This is a genomic window from Cryobacterium sp. MP_M3, from assembly GCF_015752155.1.
Classification (GTDB): domain Bacteria; phylum Actinomycetota; class Actinomycetes; order Actinomycetales; family Microbacteriaceae; genus Cryobacterium.
On sequence record NZ_JADOVI010000001.1, the window covers coordinates 554,680 to 572,160 of the forward strand.

The 17,481-nt window shown below is 70.9% G+C and carries 16 protein-coding genes and 1 pseudogene; 14 read left to right on the forward strand and 3 right to left on the reverse strand.

What is annotated here, in order from left to right; translation table 11 throughout:
• The first annotated feature begins 27 nt into the window (after positions 1-27).
• The 6 genes from IWX89_RS02540 to IWX89_RS02565 all read left to right on the forward strand — a co-directional run bounded on the left by IWX89_RS02540 (position 28) and on the right by IWX89_RS02565 (position 6,680).
• Entirely contained in the window at positions 28-2,481 is a 2,454-nt protein-coding gene (locus IWX89_RS02540) for a UvrD-helicase domain-containing protein (RefSeq protein WP_196901981.1), read from the forward strand.
• Between the two features lies 1 nt (position 2,482).
• Complete coding sequence (locus IWX89_RS02545; RefSeq protein ID WP_307836359.1) at positions 2,483-3,532, forward strand: FUSC family protein; 1,050 nt, start codon at positions 2,483-2,485, stop codon at positions 3,530-3,532.
• Between the two features lie 87 nt (positions 3,533-3,619).
• Complete coding sequence (locus IWX89_RS02550) at positions 3,620-5,035, forward strand: ferric reductase-like transmembrane domain-containing protein (RefSeq protein ID WP_231382757.1); 1,416 nt, start codon at positions 3,620-3,622, stop codon at positions 5,033-5,035.
• A complete protein-coding gene (locus IWX89_RS02555; RefSeq protein ID WP_196901982.1) occupies positions 5,032-5,541 on the forward strand; it encodes an FMN-binding protein in 510 nt (169 codons plus the stop codon). Before IWX89_RS02550 ends, IWX89_RS02555 begins: the two co-directional genes overlap by 4 nt.
• Positions 5,542-5,623: 82 nt before the next feature.
• Positions 5,624-6,346, forward strand: coding sequence for an FAD:protein FMN transferase (locus IWX89_RS02560; protein ID WP_196902130.1), 723 nt, complete (start codon positions 5,624-5,626; stop codon positions 6,344-6,346).
• A 97-nt stretch (positions 6,347-6,443) separates the two neighbouring features.
• Entirely contained in the window at positions 6,444-6,680 is a 237-nt protein-coding gene (locus tag IWX89_RS02565) for a hypothetical protein (RefSeq protein ID WP_196901983.1), read from the forward strand.
• 125 nt (positions 6,681-6,805) lie between these two features.
• Here the strand turns inward: IWX89_RS02565 and IWX89_RS02570 are convergent.
• Positions 6,806-8,174 (reverse strand): annotated as a pseudogene (locus tag IWX89_RS02570) (MFS transporter).
• Between the two features lie 71 nt (positions 8,175-8,245).
• Here IWX89_RS02570 and IWX89_RS02575 point away from each other — a divergent pair.
• Positions 8,246-8,896 carry a DUF6518 family protein gene (locus IWX89_RS02575; RefSeq protein ID WP_196901985.1) on the forward strand — a complete coding sequence of 217 codons (651 nt, stop codon included), beginning with the start codon at positions 8,246-8,248 and terminating at the stop codon, positions 8,894-8,896.
• 66 nt (positions 8,897-8,962) lie between these two features.
• Here the strand turns inward: IWX89_RS02575 and IWX89_RS02580 are convergent, their stop codons facing one another.
• Positions 8,963-9,352: a DUF3054 domain-containing protein gene (locus IWX89_RS02580; RefSeq protein ID WP_196901986.1), complete on the reverse strand. Its 390-nt coding sequence runs from the start codon at positions 9,350-9,352 to the stop codon at positions 8,963-8,965.
• Between the two features lie 35 nt (positions 9,353-9,387).
• Positions 9,388-10,098, reverse strand: coding sequence for a VIT family protein (locus IWX89_RS02585; RefSeq protein ID WP_196901987.1), 711 nt, complete (start codon positions 10,096-10,098; stop codon positions 9,388-9,390).
• On the opposite strand from IWX89_RS02585, the gene IWX89_RS18740 reads away from it, so the two are divergent.
• The 7 genes from IWX89_RS18740 (at position 10,097) to IWX89_RS02615 (ending at position 17,442) form a co-directional block, all read left to right on the forward strand.
• Positions 10,097-10,222 (forward strand): hypothetical protein, encoded by a 126-nt coding sequence (locus IWX89_RS18740; RefSeq protein WP_255548457.1) that lies wholly within the window; start codon positions 10,097-10,099, stop codon positions 10,220-10,222. The genes IWX89_RS02585 and IWX89_RS18740 overlap by 2 nt on opposite strands.
• 112 nt (positions 10,223-10,334) lie before the next feature.
• A complete protein-coding gene (gene sucC, locus IWX89_RS02590) occupies positions 10,335-11,504 on the forward strand; it encodes an ADP-forming succinate--CoA ligase subunit beta (RefSeq protein WP_196901988.1) in 1,170 nt (389 codons plus the stop codon).
• A 13-nt stretch (positions 11,505-11,517) separates the two neighbouring features.
• Positions 11,518-12,405 carry a succinate--CoA ligase subunit alpha gene (sucD, locus tag IWX89_RS02595; RefSeq protein ID WP_196901989.1) on the forward strand — a complete coding sequence of 296 codons (888 nt, stop codon included), beginning with the start codon at positions 11,518-11,520 and terminating at the stop codon, positions 12,403-12,405.
• Between the two features lie 227 nt (positions 12,406-12,632).
• Complete coding sequence (locus IWX89_RS02600; protein ID WP_231382758.1) at positions 12,633-13,886, forward strand: DUF6350 family protein; 1,254 nt, start codon at positions 12,633-12,635, stop codon at positions 13,884-13,886.
• A 9-nt stretch (positions 13,887-13,895) separates the two neighbouring features.
• The gene (gene purN, locus IWX89_RS02605) at positions 13,896-14,489 is read left to right on the forward strand and encodes a phosphoribosylglycinamide formyltransferase (protein WP_196901990.1); all 594 of its coding nucleotides are present in this window, start codon (positions 13,896-13,898) and stop codon (positions 14,487-14,489) included.
• Entirely contained in the window at positions 14,486-16,162 is a 1,677-nt protein-coding gene (purH, locus tag IWX89_RS02610) for a bifunctional phosphoribosylaminoimidazolecarboxamide formyltransferase/IMP cyclohydrolase (protein ID WP_196901991.1), read from the forward strand. The genes purN and purH overlap by 4 nt, the downstream gene beginning before the upstream one ends.
• 83 nt (positions 16,163-16,245) lie before the next feature.
• Complete coding sequence (locus IWX89_RS02615; protein ID WP_307836362.1) at positions 16,246-17,442, forward strand: mechanosensitive ion channel family protein; 1,197 nt, start codon at positions 16,246-16,248, stop codon at positions 17,440-17,442.
• The last annotated feature ends 39 nt before the right edge of the window (positions 17,443-17,481 follow it).

Consider the following 17,481-nt stretch of genomic DNA (forward strand, 5'->3'; position numbering starts at 1 on the left):
GACGCAGCGCCTAGGATTGTCAGCGAGATGATGACGCTTTTCGACCCGGACAACACGCCCGCCCACCAGGCCCCGCCCGGGGGGCCGATCATCATGGACGGCGAACGGCCCGGCGGTTACGAGAGCCCGCTGCTGGAGGGGCTCAACCCCCAGCAGCGCGAGGCGGTCGAGTACCGCGGCCCCGCCTTGCTGATCATCGCCGGGGCAGGCTCCGGCAAGACGAGCGTTCTCACCCGGCGCATCGCCAGCCTGCTCGAGACCCGCGAGGCCTGGCCCAGCCAGATCCTCGCGATCACGTTCACCAACAAGGCCGCCGCCGAGATGCGCGACCGGGTCAAGGCCATCCTCGGCCAGGGCGCCGACGGAATGTGGATCTCCACCTTCCACTCCTCCTGCGTGCGGATCCTGCGCCGCGAGGCGGAGAACGCCGGCCTCTCCGCCAGCTTCAGCATCTACGACTCGGCCGACACCAAGGTCACCCTCAAACGAATCATCAAGTCGCTCGACGCCGACACCCTCGGCTTCACCCCCGGCAACGCGTCCGCGAAGATCTCCAAGCTCAAGAACGAGCTCGCCGACGTGGACTCCTACTCCCGCAACGCGAACATGAGCGACCCGCAGGAGGTCATGTTCGTCGAGATCTTCCGGCAGTACACCCAGCGCCTCCGCGCCGCCAACGCCCTCGACTTCGACGACCTGATCGGGGAGACGGTCTACCTGTTCCGGGCCTTCCCCAAGGTCGCCGCCCTCTACCGGCGCCGGTTCCGGCACATCCTGGTCGACGAATACCAGGACACGAACCACGCCCAGTACTCGCTCGTGCGGGAGCTGACCCGTCCGGTCGAACCCGCACTCGCCGACGAGATGGAAGACACCGGTGTGCATGTGCGCAACCTGCGCGACGCCACCGGCGGCATCCCCGGTGCGTCGCTCACCGTGGTGGGCGACTCTGACCAGTCGATCTACGCCTTCCGCGGCGCCGACACCCGCAACATCACCGAGTTCGAACGGGACTTCCCCGGCACCAAGGTGATCCTGCTCGAGCAGAACTACCGGTCCACCCAGAACATCCTCTCCGCCGCCAACGCGGTGATCGGCCACAACTTCGACCGCAAGGACAAGAAACTGTGGAGCGCGGGCGGCGACGGCGAGAAGATCGTCGGCTTCACCGCCTACTCCGGCCATGACGAGGCCCAGTTCGTGGCCGACGAGATCGAGGTGCTGCACTCCGCGGGCATGGCCTACCGCGACATGGCCGTGTTCTACCGCACCAACGCGCAGACCCGTGCGCTGGAAGAAATCCTCGTGCGCTCCGCCGTGCCCTACCGGGTGGTCGGCGGCACGAAGTTCTACGAGCGGGCCGAGATCAAGGATGCGCTCGCCTACCTCATCTCCGTCGCCAACCCCAACGACGAGCTGGCTCTCCGCCGCATCCTGAACACCCCGAAACGCGGGATCGGGCCGGCCACCGAGACCGGGCTCGCCAGCTTCGCCGAAGCCAACCAGATCAGCTTCCGGCAGGCCATGCGCGACTGCGCATCTCTCGGCCTCGGGCCGAAGGTGACCGGGGCCATCCTCAAGCTGGCCGCCCTGCTCGACGAGGCGGCGCTGAAGATCGACCCGGCAAACCCGGCCGGGCAGGCGAACGTCTCCGAACTGCTCACCTTCCTGCTCGACGGCAGCGGCCTGCTCACCCTGCTCCGCAACAGCCGGGACCCGCAGGATGAGGCCCGCGCCGAGAACATCGAGGAACTCGTCGCCCAAACGAAGGACTTCAACAAGGAGAACCCCGACTCGGGGCTCGTCGACTTCCTCACCCAGGTGTCGCTCGTCGCCGCGGCCGACGACCTCGACGACGCGTCCGGCACGGTCTCGCTGATGACCCTGCACACCGCCAAGGGGCTCGAATACGAGGCGGTGTTCCTCACCGGCGTCGAGGAGGGGCTGCTGCCGCACCAGATGTCGGCCAACGAGCCGGGCGGCCCGGCCGAGGAGCGCAGGCTGTTCTACGTGGGGATCACCCGGGCGAGGCAGCGGCTGTACCTGTCGCTGGCGATGACCCGCGCGCAGTTCGGCGACATCAACGTGGCGATGCCCAGCCGCTACCTGCAGGAGATCCCGGTCGACCTGATCGACTGGAAGCAGTCGCCCGGCATGGCGAACTCCCGCGGCGGCACCCAGCCGCGCGCGCTCAACGCCCGCCGGGACGGTTTCGGCGGCGGGTTCGCCAAACGCGGCGAACCGCAGGCCCTGCCACCCGCGCCCAAGCCGAAGACGGAGTGGACGAACCGGGTGTCGCAGGTGCGGGACAACGGCGACCTGACCCTGGCGGCGGGGGACCGCATCCGCCACGTGGACTTCGGCGACGGCCGGGTCAACCAGGTCACCGGCGACGGCACCAAACGGATCGCGCACGTGCAGTTCGACACCGCGGGCGCGAAGAAGCTCCTGATCAAGATCGCGCCGATCGAGAAGATCTAGAGTGCCCGGGGCCGGGAAACCGGAGACCCTGCTCGAACGGTTGCGCTCACTTCGCGCCCTCGACGTCGAAGTGGCGTCCCGGGCCAGCGCGGCAGTCGTGATCCCGCTGGTGCTGCTCGTCGCGGCCGGGCACGTCGACTGGGCGGCATACGCGTCGTTCGGCGCGATGACCTCCCTCTACGGCCGCGGCGAACGCTACCGGCTGCGGGCCCGCACGGTCAGCGTCGCGGCGGCCTGCATGCTCGGCAGCATCGCCCTGGGCGTGCTGATGGCCGTCACGGGGGCGGCCCTGCCCCTGCTCGTGCTCGGATTGCTCGGCGTGATCGTGGCCGGGATCCTGGTCGCGTCCACCTGGGGACTGTTCCCCGGCACCCCCATCTTCTTCGTGTTCGCCTACGCGGTCTGCGCCCAGGTGCCCACCCCGCCCGGTGAGGTCTGGGTCCGGCTGCTCGTCGCCGGCGGGGCGGCGGCGTTCGCCTGGCTGCTCACCATGTCGGGCTGGGCGCTCCGCCGGCTGGCCGGCGACCGGTCCCCCGACCTGTTCAAGCCGCTCCCGCGCCGGCCGCGCCTGCACGCCGCCGCGTACCGGGACCGGCAGGTCTGGTTCACCATCGCCCAGAACGTGGCCGGCGTGCTGGCCGCCGGCGGTCTGGCGGTCGCAGCCGGGATCGGGCATCCGTACTGGGCCGTGGTCAGCGTGGTCGCCGTGCTGCCCCCGCCGCGGGCCGCGCACTCGATCTCCCGCGCCGTGCACCGCATCCTCGGCACCGCGCTCGGTGTCGTCGTCACCGGACTCGTGCTGTGGCCGGGGCCCGGCGTGTTCGTGCTGATCCTGGTCATCGCGATCGGCCAGTTCGGCGCCGAAATCCTGATCGGGAAGCACTACGGTGCCGCCCTGCTCTTCATCACTCCGCTCGCGCTGGCCGTCGTGCACCTGACCAGCCCGGTGCCGGTGCCCGAGCTGCTGGTCGACCGGGTCGTCGAGACGGCGCTCGGCGGGGGGATCGCCATCCTGATCGTGCTCCTCGCGCGAACCCGGCAGCCTTCCTGAGAGCTCGTGCAGGACGCATTGGAGGCGCACAGGTTGTTCTCAGCTTCTCGATAGGGATTCAACTGAATCGGCCGGAAAGCTCCAAGTATGAGCCTCGACACCCGTCCCACCCAGCGCGTCCAGCGCCACACCTCGGTGCCGCGCATCCACCCGAACTACCACCGGCGGATGCGCCTGGCCGACGGACTTCAGATCATCGCGGTGGTCTCGGTCGCCCTGGTGATCGCGATCTTCCTCGCCGACGGAGGGGCATCCCGCTTCGGCACCCCGGCCGACGCGATCACCTCACTCGGCGTGGTGACCGGCCTCGTCGGCACCGATCTCCTGCTCCTGATGATGCTGCTGGCCGCGCGGCTCCCCTCGATCGACCGCGCCTTCGGGCACGACAGCGCGATGGAGCTGCACCAGTCGCTGGGAAAGCCTGCCCTCTACCTGATCCTCGGCCACGGCGTCCTGCTCACCATCGGCTACGCGATGGTGCAGCCGGCCACGGTGTTCGCCGAGGTGTGGATCATGCTCACGACCCTCCCTGACATGCCGCTCGCGTTCGTGGGCCTCGGGCTGCTCGTGACCGTCGTGGTCACCTCCCTCGTCGTGGTGCGGCACCGCTTCCGGTACGAGGCGTGGCACCTGGTGCACCTGCTCTCCTACGTGGCCGTGCTCGTGTCCATCCCGCATCAGCTGAGCGTGGGCACCCTGTTCCGCGAAGGCTCCGTGCAGCGCTACTACTGGCTCGCCCTCTACATCGGGGTGGCCGGCTCGATCCTGCTGTTCCGGTTCATCGTGCCGATCGTGCGCTCGCTCCGGTCCCGGCTCGTGGTCGAAGGGGTCGACCCCGTCGCCCGCGGCGTCGTCTCGATCCGGTTGTCCGGGCGTCAGCTGCGCCGGCTCAAGGCCCGCTCAGGCCAGTTCTTCATCTGGAGGTTCTGGACGCCGAAGCTCTGGTGGCAGGCGCATCCGTTCTCGCTGTCGGCCGCACCGACCGGCAACGCGCTGCGGATCACCGTGCGCGGCCTCGGCGACGCCTCCTCGGCCCTGTCGGCGCTGCCCAAGGGCACCAGGGTCAGCTTCGAAGGCCCCTACGGCCTCTTCACCGACTTCGCCCGCACCTCTCCCCGGATCGTGCTGATCGCCGCCGGCATCGGGGTGGCCCCGATCAGGTCGCTGCTCGAAACGGCGACCTTCGCCCCGGGCCAGGCCACCGTGATCCTCCGGTCGAGCACCGCCGACGACACCTACCTCGTCGACGAACTGGCCGACCTCTGCCGCGCCAGGGGCGCCGAACTGCGCATCGTCGCCGGCAAGCGCTCACCCGGCGTGAGCAGCTGGCTCCCGGCGGACGCCGTGCGGGCCAGGGTCTCCCTCGCCACGCTCGTGCCCCAGGTTCGGGAGGCGGATGTCTACATCTGCGGTCCCCGGCGCTGGACCGACGAGGTCGTGCGCGACGCCCGGGCGGCCGGCCTGCCGACACGGCAAATCCACTTCGAAAGGTTCGACTGGTGAGATTCCGCGCGATAACCCTGGCCACGCTGGCCTCCGTCTCCGTGGTCGGCATCGGCTGGCAGCTCGGCGCCCAGCTCACGGCATCCCAGCAGACCCTGGCCTCGTCGGTGCCGGCTGCGGCGACGAGCACCGCCGCCGCGACGGGCTCGGCGGCGGCCCCGTCTGCCACGCAGCCGGCCGCCCCGGCGGCGGCCACCGCCGCCGCTCCGGCGCCCGCCCCGGCCACGCCGAGCGGCACCTTCGACGGCTCGGTGGTGCAAACCCGGTTCGGACCCGTGCAGGTGTCCGTGACGATCGCGAACGGGACGATCACCGAGGTCACGGCGCTCCAGCTGACCAACGACGGCGGCCGCTCGGTGATGATCAGCAACCAGGCGGCGCCGATCCTCCGCAGCGAGGTGCTCGCCGCCCAGTCGGCCCAGGTGCAGAACGTGAGCGGTGCCACCTACACGTCCGGCGGCTATCTCACCTCACTGCAGGCGGCCCTCGACGCCGCCCAGTTCTAGCCGGTCCGGCACCGTGATGCCGTCCGCCGCCCAGGTCTCGCCCGAGGACAGAGCCGGAACAGGCGCGCTCACCGTGACGTCCATGGGGACGGTGCTGAGCATCCGGTTCGGCCGCCCGGTCGACCCTGCCGCCCGCGAGGCCGCCCGCGAGGCGGTCGCCCGCGTGTTCGAACGGTGGGACGCCCGGTTCAGCCTGTACCGCGACGACTCGGAGCTGAGCCGGATCAACCGGGGCGAACTCCGCCTCACCCAGGCGAGCCCGGCGCTGCGGGACTGCTACGCGCTGGCCCTCGACTGGCGCGACCGCACCGACGGGGTGTTCACCCCGCACCGGGCGGATGGCGTGCTCGACCTGTCCGGAGTGGTCAAGGCCCTCGCCATCGACGAGGCCGGGGGAGCGCTGCACGCCCTCGGTCAGGGGGACTGGTCGCTGAATGCGGGCGGGGACATCCTCGTCGCCGGGGACCAGGCGCCGGGGCTCGACTGGGTGGCCGGCATCGTCGACCCGGAGGACCGGGCGCGCACGCTGGCCGTCGTCCCCCTGGCGCTGCCGCTCCGGGCGGTCGCGACCTCCGGCAGCGCCGAACGCGGCGACCACATCTGGTCTTCCGCCGGCGGGGGGCCGTCGCCATACCGGCAGGTCTCCGTTCTCGCCCGTGACGTCGTGACCGCCGACGTGCTGGCCACGTCCATCATCGCCGGCGGGGAGGCGACCCTGAACCGGAGCACCGAGACCTGGCCCGTGGAGGTGCTCGCCGTGCTCCGGGACGGGTCGCTCCTGGCCACCCCTGGGTTGCGCGCCTGACCCGGCCCGGCCGGCACCCTTGTCGGGGGTTGGCGAAGAGCGTACCGTGGCTGGCGCGGGGGCACCCGGCCCTTCGCCTGGCGGGGAGGAAACGATCATGACAATGGACCCGGATGGGCTCTGGCCGCGTCGAGCGGACGCGGCGAACGACGGCCTGGACGAGGATCGCGACCTTGACGACATCGCCCTCACCCTCGACGAGGATCTGCCGATCGACCCGGACGCCGAGGACTGGACCGTCGACGCCGATGACCGCGCTGTCGACTTCGACGACGCCGACGACCGGGATGCCGACCGGGACGCCGACCTGGATGCGGAGGAGTACCGGAGCTAGCTCGGGCGGGCGACGGGAGCCGGCGGGGGCGACTCAGGGCTCGGCGCGCCGGTTTCGGCAGGGCGCGCCCGCGGCCGCGGCCGCGGGCTGCGGAACGGGGCGCGGCCTGGGGCGGGTCACCGTGGTCAGTCGGTGTCGAGGCCGGAGGCCGGTCCGGTGTCGGCGAGCGGATGCGCGATCTCGTCGCGCGGCATCCGGAACAGCACGATCGCGGCGATCGCGAGCACCGGCGGTACCAGCCCCGCGACCAGGAACGCGGGAGCGAGGCCGATCGCCTCGCCCACCGGCCCGGCCACGGCCATCGACACCGGCATGAGCGCGAGCGACACGAAGAAGTCCAGGCTCGACACCCGGCCGAGCAGCGATGCGGGCACCCTGCGCTGCAGCAGGGTGCCCCAGATCACGGTGCCTGCCTCGAAGGCGAAGCCGGCCACGAACAGGGCGGCGACCATGACCCACAGGTCGTTCGTCACCCCGATCAGGGCGATCGGCACGCAACCGAGCCCCCAGAGCAGGTTCATCACCGTGAGGTAGCGCCGCGGCAGCACCCGGGAGGCGACGAGCAGCGACCCGGCCGCTCCGCCGATCCCGAACGCGGCCAGGGCGAGCGCGAACCCGGCCGGTCCGCCGCCGGCCTGGTCCTTGACGGCGAACGGCAGCAGCACCTCGATCGGACCCATCAGCACGAGCACGAGCAGCGTGAAGTAGGAGAGCGTTCCCAGCAGCCAGGACGTGCGGAGCATGTAGGCGAAGCCGTCACGGACATCCGTGAGCATCGACATGATCGGATGCCGCCGGGCCGAGCCGCCAGCCGGTTCCCCGGGTTCGCGGCGCGACGGGGCCGCCCGCATCACCACGAGGAAGCCCATCGCCAGCACCTGGGCGGTCGCGATGAGCGCGAACGCCGCTCCGGGTGACGCGACGGCGATCGTGGCGCTCGCCACGGCCGGCCCGGCGGCCTGCATGATGATCGGCCGCAGCATGCCCTCGACGCCGTTCGCGGCGAGCAGTTGCCCGGCCGGCAGGATCGCCGGCAGCAGCGCCGAGTAGGCCGGATAGTAGAAGCCGTCGGCGATTCCGAGCACGACGGAGACGAGGGCCAGGTGCCAGATCTCGATCCCGCCCGTCAGGGTCAGCACGGAGGCCACCCCGAGGGAGAGGGCCTTGGCTCCCTCGACCGCGATCATGATCCGCCGCTGGGGGATGCGGTCGGCCAGGGCGCCGCCGACGAGCACTGCGGCGATGAGCCCGGTCGCAGCACCGGTCGCCACGATCGACAACTCCGCCGGCCCGCCGCCCTGAGCGATCACCTGCCAGGCCACGGCCACGATCCACATGCCCGCGCCGAAGAGCGACAGCGTCATCGACGCGACCAGGACCCGGTATCGGGGCTCGCGGAACGGCTGGGCGGCACGCGGCAGCCGCCGGGCGCGGGGATCGGGCCCGAGGTCGGCGGGGTCGTCCTCCATCAGGGAATCCTCCTGTGCGGGTCAGGGCACCGTCCAGACCATGATGCGCCGGCGCGAGGCCCGGCGCCAGACATCCGGCGCACCTAGGCTGGGCCCGTGACCCCGATTCCGCGCCCCGAGCCCCAGGCCACGGATGCCGCGGAGCCTTCGCGCACCCCGGCGGCCGGGGCACGGCTTCCTGCCCAGTTGGCGCTGATGGTTGCCGGCGGAGCGCTCGCGGGCGGCGCGGCGCGGCTGCTCTTCCTGCTCCTGCCCGGCCCGTGGGGCACCCTCGCGAACACGAGCGCCCTGTGGGGGCTCGTGCCCTTCTTCGCCGTGGCAGCCCTTCGGGTCCGAGCCCGTCGCGCGGCGGTCGCCGGAGCACTGTGCCTGGCCGCGATGGTCGCCGTCTGGGTGCTCCTCGCCCCCGCGCCGCCGACCCTGCGGGAAGTGGCCCTGTGGGGAGTCGTCGGGGTCGTCGCCGGGGCACTGTGCGGCCTCGCCGGCGGACTGGTGCGGCGAAGCGGACCCGTGCTCCGGCGCTCCGCGGCCGCGGCGATCGGCGGGGTCGTCCTCGGGGAAGGCGTCTACGGCATCCTGCTGATCGGCGGCCCGCAGTGGTGGCTGGAGGCGGCCGTCGGCGCCGCACTCGCGCTCGCCTGGGGGCCCGCGCCCCGTGACCGGGCGGTGGCGCTCGCCGGGGCGGTGCTCGTGGCCGGAGCCCTGTTCGGCGCATTCGTGGCCTACGACGCGATCGCGGCCGGCTGACCGCCAGCGGCGGGAGACCGGGCAGCCGACTGCGGGCCGGATGCGGCGCGGGCGAGCCGCGCGGGCTCAGGCGCCCGAGGGCGTACGCCGCAGCCTCGTCGCGAGGAGCGCGATCGCACGCCAGCCGAGCAGGAACAGGCCGAGCACGATCGTGGCCACGAGGATGAAGGTCGGCTGGACGCCCTGCCCGCTCGCGAGCCGCAACAGCATCCCGCCGGCCACCGTGCACAACCAGACGCCGATACCGGTCCAGACGATCCGCCGGGGGCTGCGCCAGACGCGCAGCACGAGCCAGCCGATCGCGAGCCCGCCGAGGAACGGCCACCACGTCGTCAGCACACCGAGGAGACCCTCGCCGTGGCTGGCCCGGCCGATCAGGGCGAAGACCAGCACGAGAACGGCGTCAATGGATGCCGGCACGATGACGGATGCCGGGACTGCTCGCTGTGCGCTCATCCCGCAAGCCTACGGGCCGGGCTCGGCGGCGTGCGCTAGATCGACGTGCCGATCAGGGCGCCGATGGCCCAGGTCACCCCGAGGGCGAGCAGGCCGCCGACGACCACCCGGGAGATCGCGCGGGTCTTCGGGCTGCCGCCGAGGTAGGCGCTCAGCCAGCCCGTGATGACGAGGGCGATCGCCACGGCGAGGAACGTGGCCGGCAGCCGCCAGGCGGGCGGCGGCAGCAGCACCGCGAGCAGCGGCAGGATGGCGCCCACCGTGAAGGCGAGGGCGGAGGCGAACGCCGCATGCCACGGATTCGACAGCTCCTCCGTGCCGATGTGCAGTTCCACCTCGAGGTGGGCGCCGAGCGCGTCGTGCGCGGTCAACTCGAGCGCCACCTGCCGGGCGGTGTCGGAACTGAGCCCCTTCGCCTGATAAAGGCCGGCCAGTTCGGCCAGCTCCTGATCCGGCATGTGCTCGAGCTCCCAGCGTTCCTTCGCGATCAGGGCGCGCTCGGTGTCGCGCTGGCTGCTCACCGACACGTATTCGCCCAGGGCCATCGAGATGGCGCCGGCGAGGAGGCTGGCGACGCCGGCGATCAGGATGGCGGCGGCATCCGGAGTCGCGGCCGCAACGCCCACGACGAGGGCGGCGACCGAGACGATGCCGTCGTTGGCGCCGAGCACTCCTGCGCGGAGCCAGTTGAGGCGCGAGGCGTGGCCCGCGGAGTGGGGATCGGTGCCGTGTTCCGGTTCAGTCATGTCTGCATCCAAGCATCCCCCGGTCGCCGGCGCTACCAAGGGCTGGCTGGTCTTTCCCGCGGCCCGGCTCGGCCGGGAATCCGCTGCCCCGGCCAGAGTTCGCGATGGCGATGTGGGACGCTAGAGTTTGAACTGGCCAGTATGTCTTGATGTCGAGCTACATTCGGCTCTGCACACTGTGCCCACACCCCCTCGTACCCAGCAGGAACGCCAAGACGCGGATTGGAAAGAGCAGCGTGGATCTTTACGAATACCAGGCCAGAGACCTGTTTGAACAGTATGGAGTCCCGGTTCTGCCGGGCATCATCGCGGACACCCCCGAAGAGGTGCGCGCGGCCGCGGAGAAGCTCGGCGGCGTCGTCGTCGTCAAGGCCCAGGTGAAGGTCGGCGGTCGCGGAAAAGCCGGCGGAGTCAAGGTCGCCAAGACCCCCGACGATGCCGAAGTCGCCGGACGGGCCATCCTCGGCCTCGACATCAAGGGCCACACCGTCAACCGGGTCATGGTTGCCGGGGGAGCCCGAATCAAGCAGGAGTTCTACTTCTCCGTGCTGCTGGACCGCACCAACCGCTCCTACCTCTCGCTTGCGAGCTACGAGGGTGGCGTGGAGATCGAGGTTCTCGCCGTCGAGAAGCCCGAAGCGCTCGCCTACACGGCGATCGACCCGATCGCCGGGATCGACCTGGCGAAGGCCCGCGAGATCGCGATCGCGGCGAAATTCCCGGCCGAACTCGTCGACAAGGTCGCACCGGTCTTCGTGCAGCTCTACACCGTGTTCACGGGTGAAGACGCGACCCTGGTCGAGGTCAACCCCCTCGTCCTCACCGAAGAGGGCGACATCATCGCGCTCGACGGCAAGGTCACGATCGACGAGAACGCCGGCTTCCGCCACCCGAAGCACGCTCTCCTCGAGGATGCGGCCGCCGCCGACCCGCTCGAGGCGAAGGCCAAGGAGAACGACCTCAACTACGTCAAGCTCGACGGTGAGGTCGGCATCATCGGCAACGGCGCGGGGCTCGTCATGAGCACCCTCGACGTCGTCGCGTACGCCGGAGAGAACCACGGCGGCGTCAAGCCGGCCAACTTCCTCGACATCGGGGGCGGAGCATCCGCCGAGGTCATGGCCGCGGGCCTCGACGTCATCCTCGGCGACCCGCAGGTCAAGGCCGTCTTCGTGAACGTCTTCGGCGGCATCACCGCCTGTGACGCCGTCGCGAAGGGCATCGTGGGTGCGCTCGCCGAACTCGGCAGCGCCGCCAACAAGCCGCTCGTTGTGCGCCTCGACGGCAACAACGTCGAGGAAGGCCGTCGCATCCTCGCCGAGGCCAACCACCCGCTCGTCACACTGGCCGCCACCATGGACGAGGGCGCCGACAAGGCCGCCGAACTCGCCCACGCCGCGAAGTAAGGGATTTTCGAACATGTCAATCTTCCTCAACAAGGACTCCAAGGTCATCGTGCAGGGCATCACCGGCGGTGAGGGCACCAAGCACACCGCCCTCATGCTCAAGGCCGGCACCCAGGTCGTCGGCGGCGTGAACGCCCGCAAGGCCGGCACCACCGTCGTGCATGGCAGCGTCGAGCTGCCCGTGTTCGGCACGGTCGCCGAGGCCATGGAGAAGACGGGCGCGGATGTCTCCATCGCGTTCGTCCCGCCGGCCTTCACCAAGGACGCCGTCATCGAGGCCATCGACGCCGGCATCCCGCTGCTCGTCATCATCACCGAGGGCGTGCCGGTGCAGGACTCAGCCGAGTTCTGGGCCTACAACATCGCCAAGGGCAACAAGACCCGCATCATCGGTCCGAACTGCCCCGGCATCATCACCCCCGGTGAGGCCCTCGTGGGCATCACGCCGGCGAACATCACCGGCAAGGGCCCGGTCGGCCTCGTCTCCAAGTCGGGCACCCTGACCTACCAGATGATGTACGAACTGCGCGACCTCGGCTTCTCCACCGCCATCGGCATCGGCGGCGACCCCATCATCGGGACCACGCACATCGACGCGCTCGAGGCGTTCGAGGCTGACCCCGAGACGCTCGCCATCGTCATGATCGGCGAGATCGGCGGCGACGCCGAGGAGAAGGCGGCCGAGTACATCAAGGCCCACGTCACCAAGCCTGTCGTCGGCTACGTCGCCGGCTTCACCGCTCCCGAGGGCAAGACCATGGGCCACGCCGGCGCCATCGTCTCCAACGGGGCCGGAACCGCCCAGGGCAAGAAGGAGGCCCTCGAGGCCGCCGGGGTCAGGGTCGGCAAGACGCCGAGCGAGACCGCCACCCTGCTGCGCGAGGTTCTCGCCGCACTGTAGGACCAGCATCCGCACGATGGGCCCGCCAGACCAGGCGGGCCCTTCGTCGTCTCCGGGGTAGCGCTGGCCCACGTTGCTCTCTCGCCCTGTCGAATTCGACGGAGATATTGCCGGAAACGGCCCGGAATCGTCAGCTCAGCGGCCGAACGGGCAAAATCTCCGTCGAATTCGACAGGGGCGGCGAGGGCGAAACCCGCAGCCTGCCCGGCCAAGTAGGCTCGTGGCCGATGAACCGCATAACGACAGCCCTGCTCGCCGCTCTCGAGGCGGTCATTGTCGTCGCCATCGGCGTCGGGATCGCGCTCGTGCCGCTGACCGTGCTCTGGGCCACCCAGTTCGGCCTCGCCATCGACTGGGTCGTCTTCTGGCGGGCCGCGGTGGACGTCTGGCTGCTCGGCAACGGCGTCGACCTGACCGTGCAACTCGACCCGGCAGTGGTCACCGCGCTCGGGCTGCCCGGCTCAGAGGCCCCGTTCACTCTCACCATCGCCCTGCTCGGCTACGGTCTGCTGGCCGTGCTGCTCGGCCGGCGCACCGGCGCCCGCGCCGCCGAAACCCCGTACCGCTGGGTCGGCGCCGGGGCCGCGATCGCCTGCTACGGCCTGCTCGCGACCGTGCTCAGCCTGACCGCGGGCACGGATGCTGTGCGTCCCTCACTCCCGCAGGGAATCCTGCTCCCGACGGCGGTCTACGCGGCCGGGGTGCTCAGCGGTGTGCTCAGCGGCCTGCTCGGCGGCGCGCCCCGCGGCCAGGCGGCCGGCGCCCTCGTCAGGCGCTACCGCACCCTGCCCGCCGTGGCCCGCGGCATCGCGGCAACGGCCCTCCGCGGCGGAACCGCCGCCGCCGCCGCCATCGTCCTGGTCTCCGCCGTGGCCGTCTTCGTGCTCATCCTCAGCAACTACGCCACGGTGATCGGCCTCTACGAGACGGTGCAGTCCGGCCTGACCGGCGGCATCGTGCTCACCCTGCTCGAGCTCGCGCTCATCCCCAACCTGGTCGTCTGGGCGGCCGCCTGGCTCGTCGGACCCGGCATCGCGGTCGGCGTCGGCACGAGCGTGTCCCCGGTCGGCACGGCCCTCGGCTCGGTGCCCGGCCTGCCCATCCTGGGGGTGCTCCCGCACGGCACGCTCGGGTTCGGGTTCCTCGGCCTGCTGGTGCCCGTCCTGATCGGCTTCCTCGCCGCGGCCGTGACCCGGCAGCGACAGGCCAGCACCGACACGGCGCCGCCCACCATCCCGCAACAGCTGGTCACCGGGCTGGCGACGGGAATCGTCGCCGGCATCCTGCTCGGCCTGCTCGCCTGGTGGTCCGGCGGGGCGATGGGCCCCGGGCGGCTCGTGGAGGTCGGTCCCAACCCCCTGCTGGTCGGACTGCTCACCGCCGTCGAGGTGGGTGTCGCGGCCTGCGCCGGGCTGCTGACCCCGCATCCGTTCCAGCGCGGCCGCGTCACACCGAGGAACGAACCGGCCGCCAAACGGTAGGCTCGTCCCGTGCTGTCATTGGTCGTGTTGATCTCAGGCGGGGGATCCAACCTTCGCTCCCTGCTCGAGGCGTGCCAGGATGCCGAATACCCGGCCCGGGTCGTCGCCATCGGCGCCGACCGTGACGCCGACGGCCTCGACCTCGGCGAAGAGTTCGGGATCCCGACCTTCACCGTGCCGTTCACCTCCCACCCCAGCCGGGAGGCCTGGGGCGACGAACTCCTGGCCCAGATCCGGCAGTGGACGCCCGACCTGGTCGTGCTGAGCGGTTTCATGCGCCTGCTCCCGCCGCGGGTGGTGGCCGCCCTGTCGCCGCAACTGCTGAACACGCATCCCGCTTACCTGCCCGAATTCCCCGGAGCGCACGGGGTGCGCGACGCGCTCGCCGCCGGCGTGCCGGAAACCGGGGCCAGTCTCATCGTCGTCGACACCGGTGTCGACGACGGACCGATCATCGCGCAGGAGAGGGTGCCGGTGCTACCCGGCGACACCGAAGCATCCCTGCACGAACGAATCAAGACCGTCGAGCGGCGCCTGCTGGTGCAGGCCGTGCTCGACATCGCCAACGGACACGTCGACCTCGAGGAGCATTCCCAGATATGAGCGGGCACACCAACGACCAGAGCCTGTACCGCGAGCGGGACACCGTGCCGGTGAAGCGCGCGCTGATCTCCGTCAGCGACAAGACCGGCCTGCTCGAGCTCGCCGGGGCCCTCGCGGCCGCCGGCGTCGAGATGGTCTCGACCGGATCGACCGCCGCGACCATCCGCGCCGCCGGCCACGAGGTGACGGATGTCTCCGCCGTGACCGGTTTCCCCGAGTCCCTCGACGGCCGGGTGAAGACCCTGCACCCAGGCGTGCACGCCGGCATCCTCGCCGACCTCCGCCTCGAGTCGCACGAGGCCCAGCTGAACGACCTCGGCATCGCCGCCTTCCAGCTCGTCGTCGTGAACCTCTACCCGTTCGTCGAGACCGTGGAGTCCGGCGCGTCCCCGGCCGAGGTCATCGAGCAGATCGACATCGGCGGACCGGCGCTCGTGCGCGCCTCGGCGAAAAACCACGCGAACGTGGCGATCGTGGTCGACCCCGACGACTACGACGAGATCATCGCGGCCGTCGCCGGCGGCGGAACCACGCTGCGCCTGCGCCAGAAGCTCGCCTCGCTCGCCTTCGAGCACACGGCCGGCTATGACCTCAGCGTCTCCGCCTGGTTCACCGAGAACGTCTACGACCAGTGGCAGGACGACGTCGAGGCCCTCGACGAGGAGATCCTCGAACAGTTCGACGCCGTCATCGCCACCAGCTTCGAGGCCGAGGCGTCGTTCCCCGACACCCTGGCCATCCAGGCCACCCGCAAGGCCGTGCTCCGCTACGGCGAGAACTCGCACCAGGCGGCGGCGCTCTACGTCGGCGACGGCGGCGAGGGCATCGCGCAGGCCGTGCAGCGCCACGGCAAGGAGATGTCCTACAACAACTACGTCGACGCCGACGCCGCTGTGCGCGCCGCCTTCGACTTCACGGAGCCGGCCGTGGCCATCATCAAGCACGCCAACCCGTGCGGGATCGCCATCGCAGGCCCCAAGGCACCGGATGCGATCGCCTCCGCCCACAAGCGCGCCCACGACTGCGACCCGGTCTCCGCATTCGGCGGGGTCATCGCGGCCAACCGCATCGTGACCCTCGGCATGGCCGAGACCGTCAGCCAGATCTTCACCGAGGTGCTCGTCGCCCCCGGCTTCGAACCGGCCGCGTTCGAACTGCTCAGTGCGAAGAAGAACATCCGCCTGCTCGAACTCCCCGCCGACTACCACCGGTCCTCACTCGAACTGCGCCAGATCTCCGGCGGACTGCTCGTGCAGGAGACCGACACCTTCGACGACTTCGACTCGTCCGGCTGGACTCTCGCCGCGGGCGAGGAGGTCGACGCGGCCACCCGCGCTGACCTCGAGTTCGCGTGGAAGGCCTGCCGTTCGGTGAAGTCGAACGCCATCCTGCTCGCCCACGGCGGCGCATCCGTCGGGGTGGGGATGGGCCAGGTCAACCGGGTCGACTCCTGCCACCTCGCAGTGCTGCGCGCGGGCGACCGTGCGGCCGGCTCCGTCGCGGCCTCCGACGCGTTCTTCCCGTTCGCCGACGGCCTGCAGGTGCTGCTCGAGGCCGGCGTCACCGCGGTCGTGCAGCCCGGCGGCTCGGTGCGCGACGAAGAGGTCATCGCGGCGGCCGTCGCAGCCGGCGTCAGCATGTACTTCACCGGGGAGCGCCACTTCTTCCACTGATCGCGTGCGGCAGGCACCGCGGACTCTGGCACGATTAAGGGGTCCGAGGTGCCACCAGACGCGCAGCGGCGGGAAGGGCAGCCGTGTCAGACCTCGAGGGCTTCATCCAGCCGGACTACCTGATCGCGCTCCTGGTCGCCGTCGTGGCCGCCGTGGCGATCACGGCGATCACCGCGCTCGTGTTCCGGATGGTCGGCCGGAGAGAGGCGTGGGCCCGCACCCTGGTCGGGCTGGCCAGGGTCCCGTTCCGGCTGACCCTGCTGATGGGCACCATGTGGTCCGTCAACACGCTCTTCCTGCAGAGCACGGCGGAAATCGAGCGCCTGGTCGACTTCGTGTTCCGCGCCCTGTTCATCGCCGCGGCCACCTGGCTGGTCTGCGCGCTGCTCTACTTCATCGAGGAAGTCACCGCCGTCCGCTATCGGGTCGATGTGCGCGACAACCGGGTCGCCCGGCGGGTGCGCACCCAGTTGCGGATGCTGCGGCGCATCGGCGTCGTCGTGGTCATCATCTGCGCCATCGGGGCCGTGCTGCTGAGCATCCCGGGGGCCGCGACCCTGGGCGCCAGCCTGTTCGCCTCGGCCGGCCTGCTCAGCGTCGTCGCCGGCCTCGCCGCCCAGTCCACCCTCGCCAACGTGTTCGCGGGGGTGCAACTGGCCTTCAACAACGCCCTGCGGGTGGACGACGTCGTAATCGTCGAGAACGAGTGGGGGAAGATCGAGGAGATCACGCTCACCTACGTGGTCGTGCACATCTGGGACGACCGGCGGATGGTGCTGCCGTCGACCTACTTCACGACGAATCCGTTCCAGAACTGGACCCGGCACAACAGTGAACTGCTCGGCGCCGTCGAGTTCGACCTGGACTGGCGGGTCGACCCGGCCGGCATGCGCCGGGAGCTGGACCGGATCGTCGCCCAGACCGACCTCTGGGACGGTCGCGTCGTCGTGCTCCAGGTGACGGATGCCGTCGGCGGCTTCGTGCGGGTGCGCGTGCTGGTCTCCGCCGCCGACGCTCCCACCCTGTTCGACCTGCGCTGCCTCGTGCGGGAGAACCTGATCGACTGGCTGATCACCCACAACCCCGACGCCCTGCCGGTGGGCCGGATGGAGCTGCGGCGGGAACCGCAGACCAAGCCTGCCGTCGCGCGTGGGCCGCAGCCGTCGCACCCTGTGACCGCGCCGATCGGGCTGTTCTCCGGCGATGAGAACGCCAAGGCGCGGGCCGCGGAGTTCACCACGTCGATCCCCGTGCAGGAGGGCCCGGCGGGCGAGCGCTGACGAGGCTAGTCTGGGTCAGTCGCCGCGCCACAACCGCGG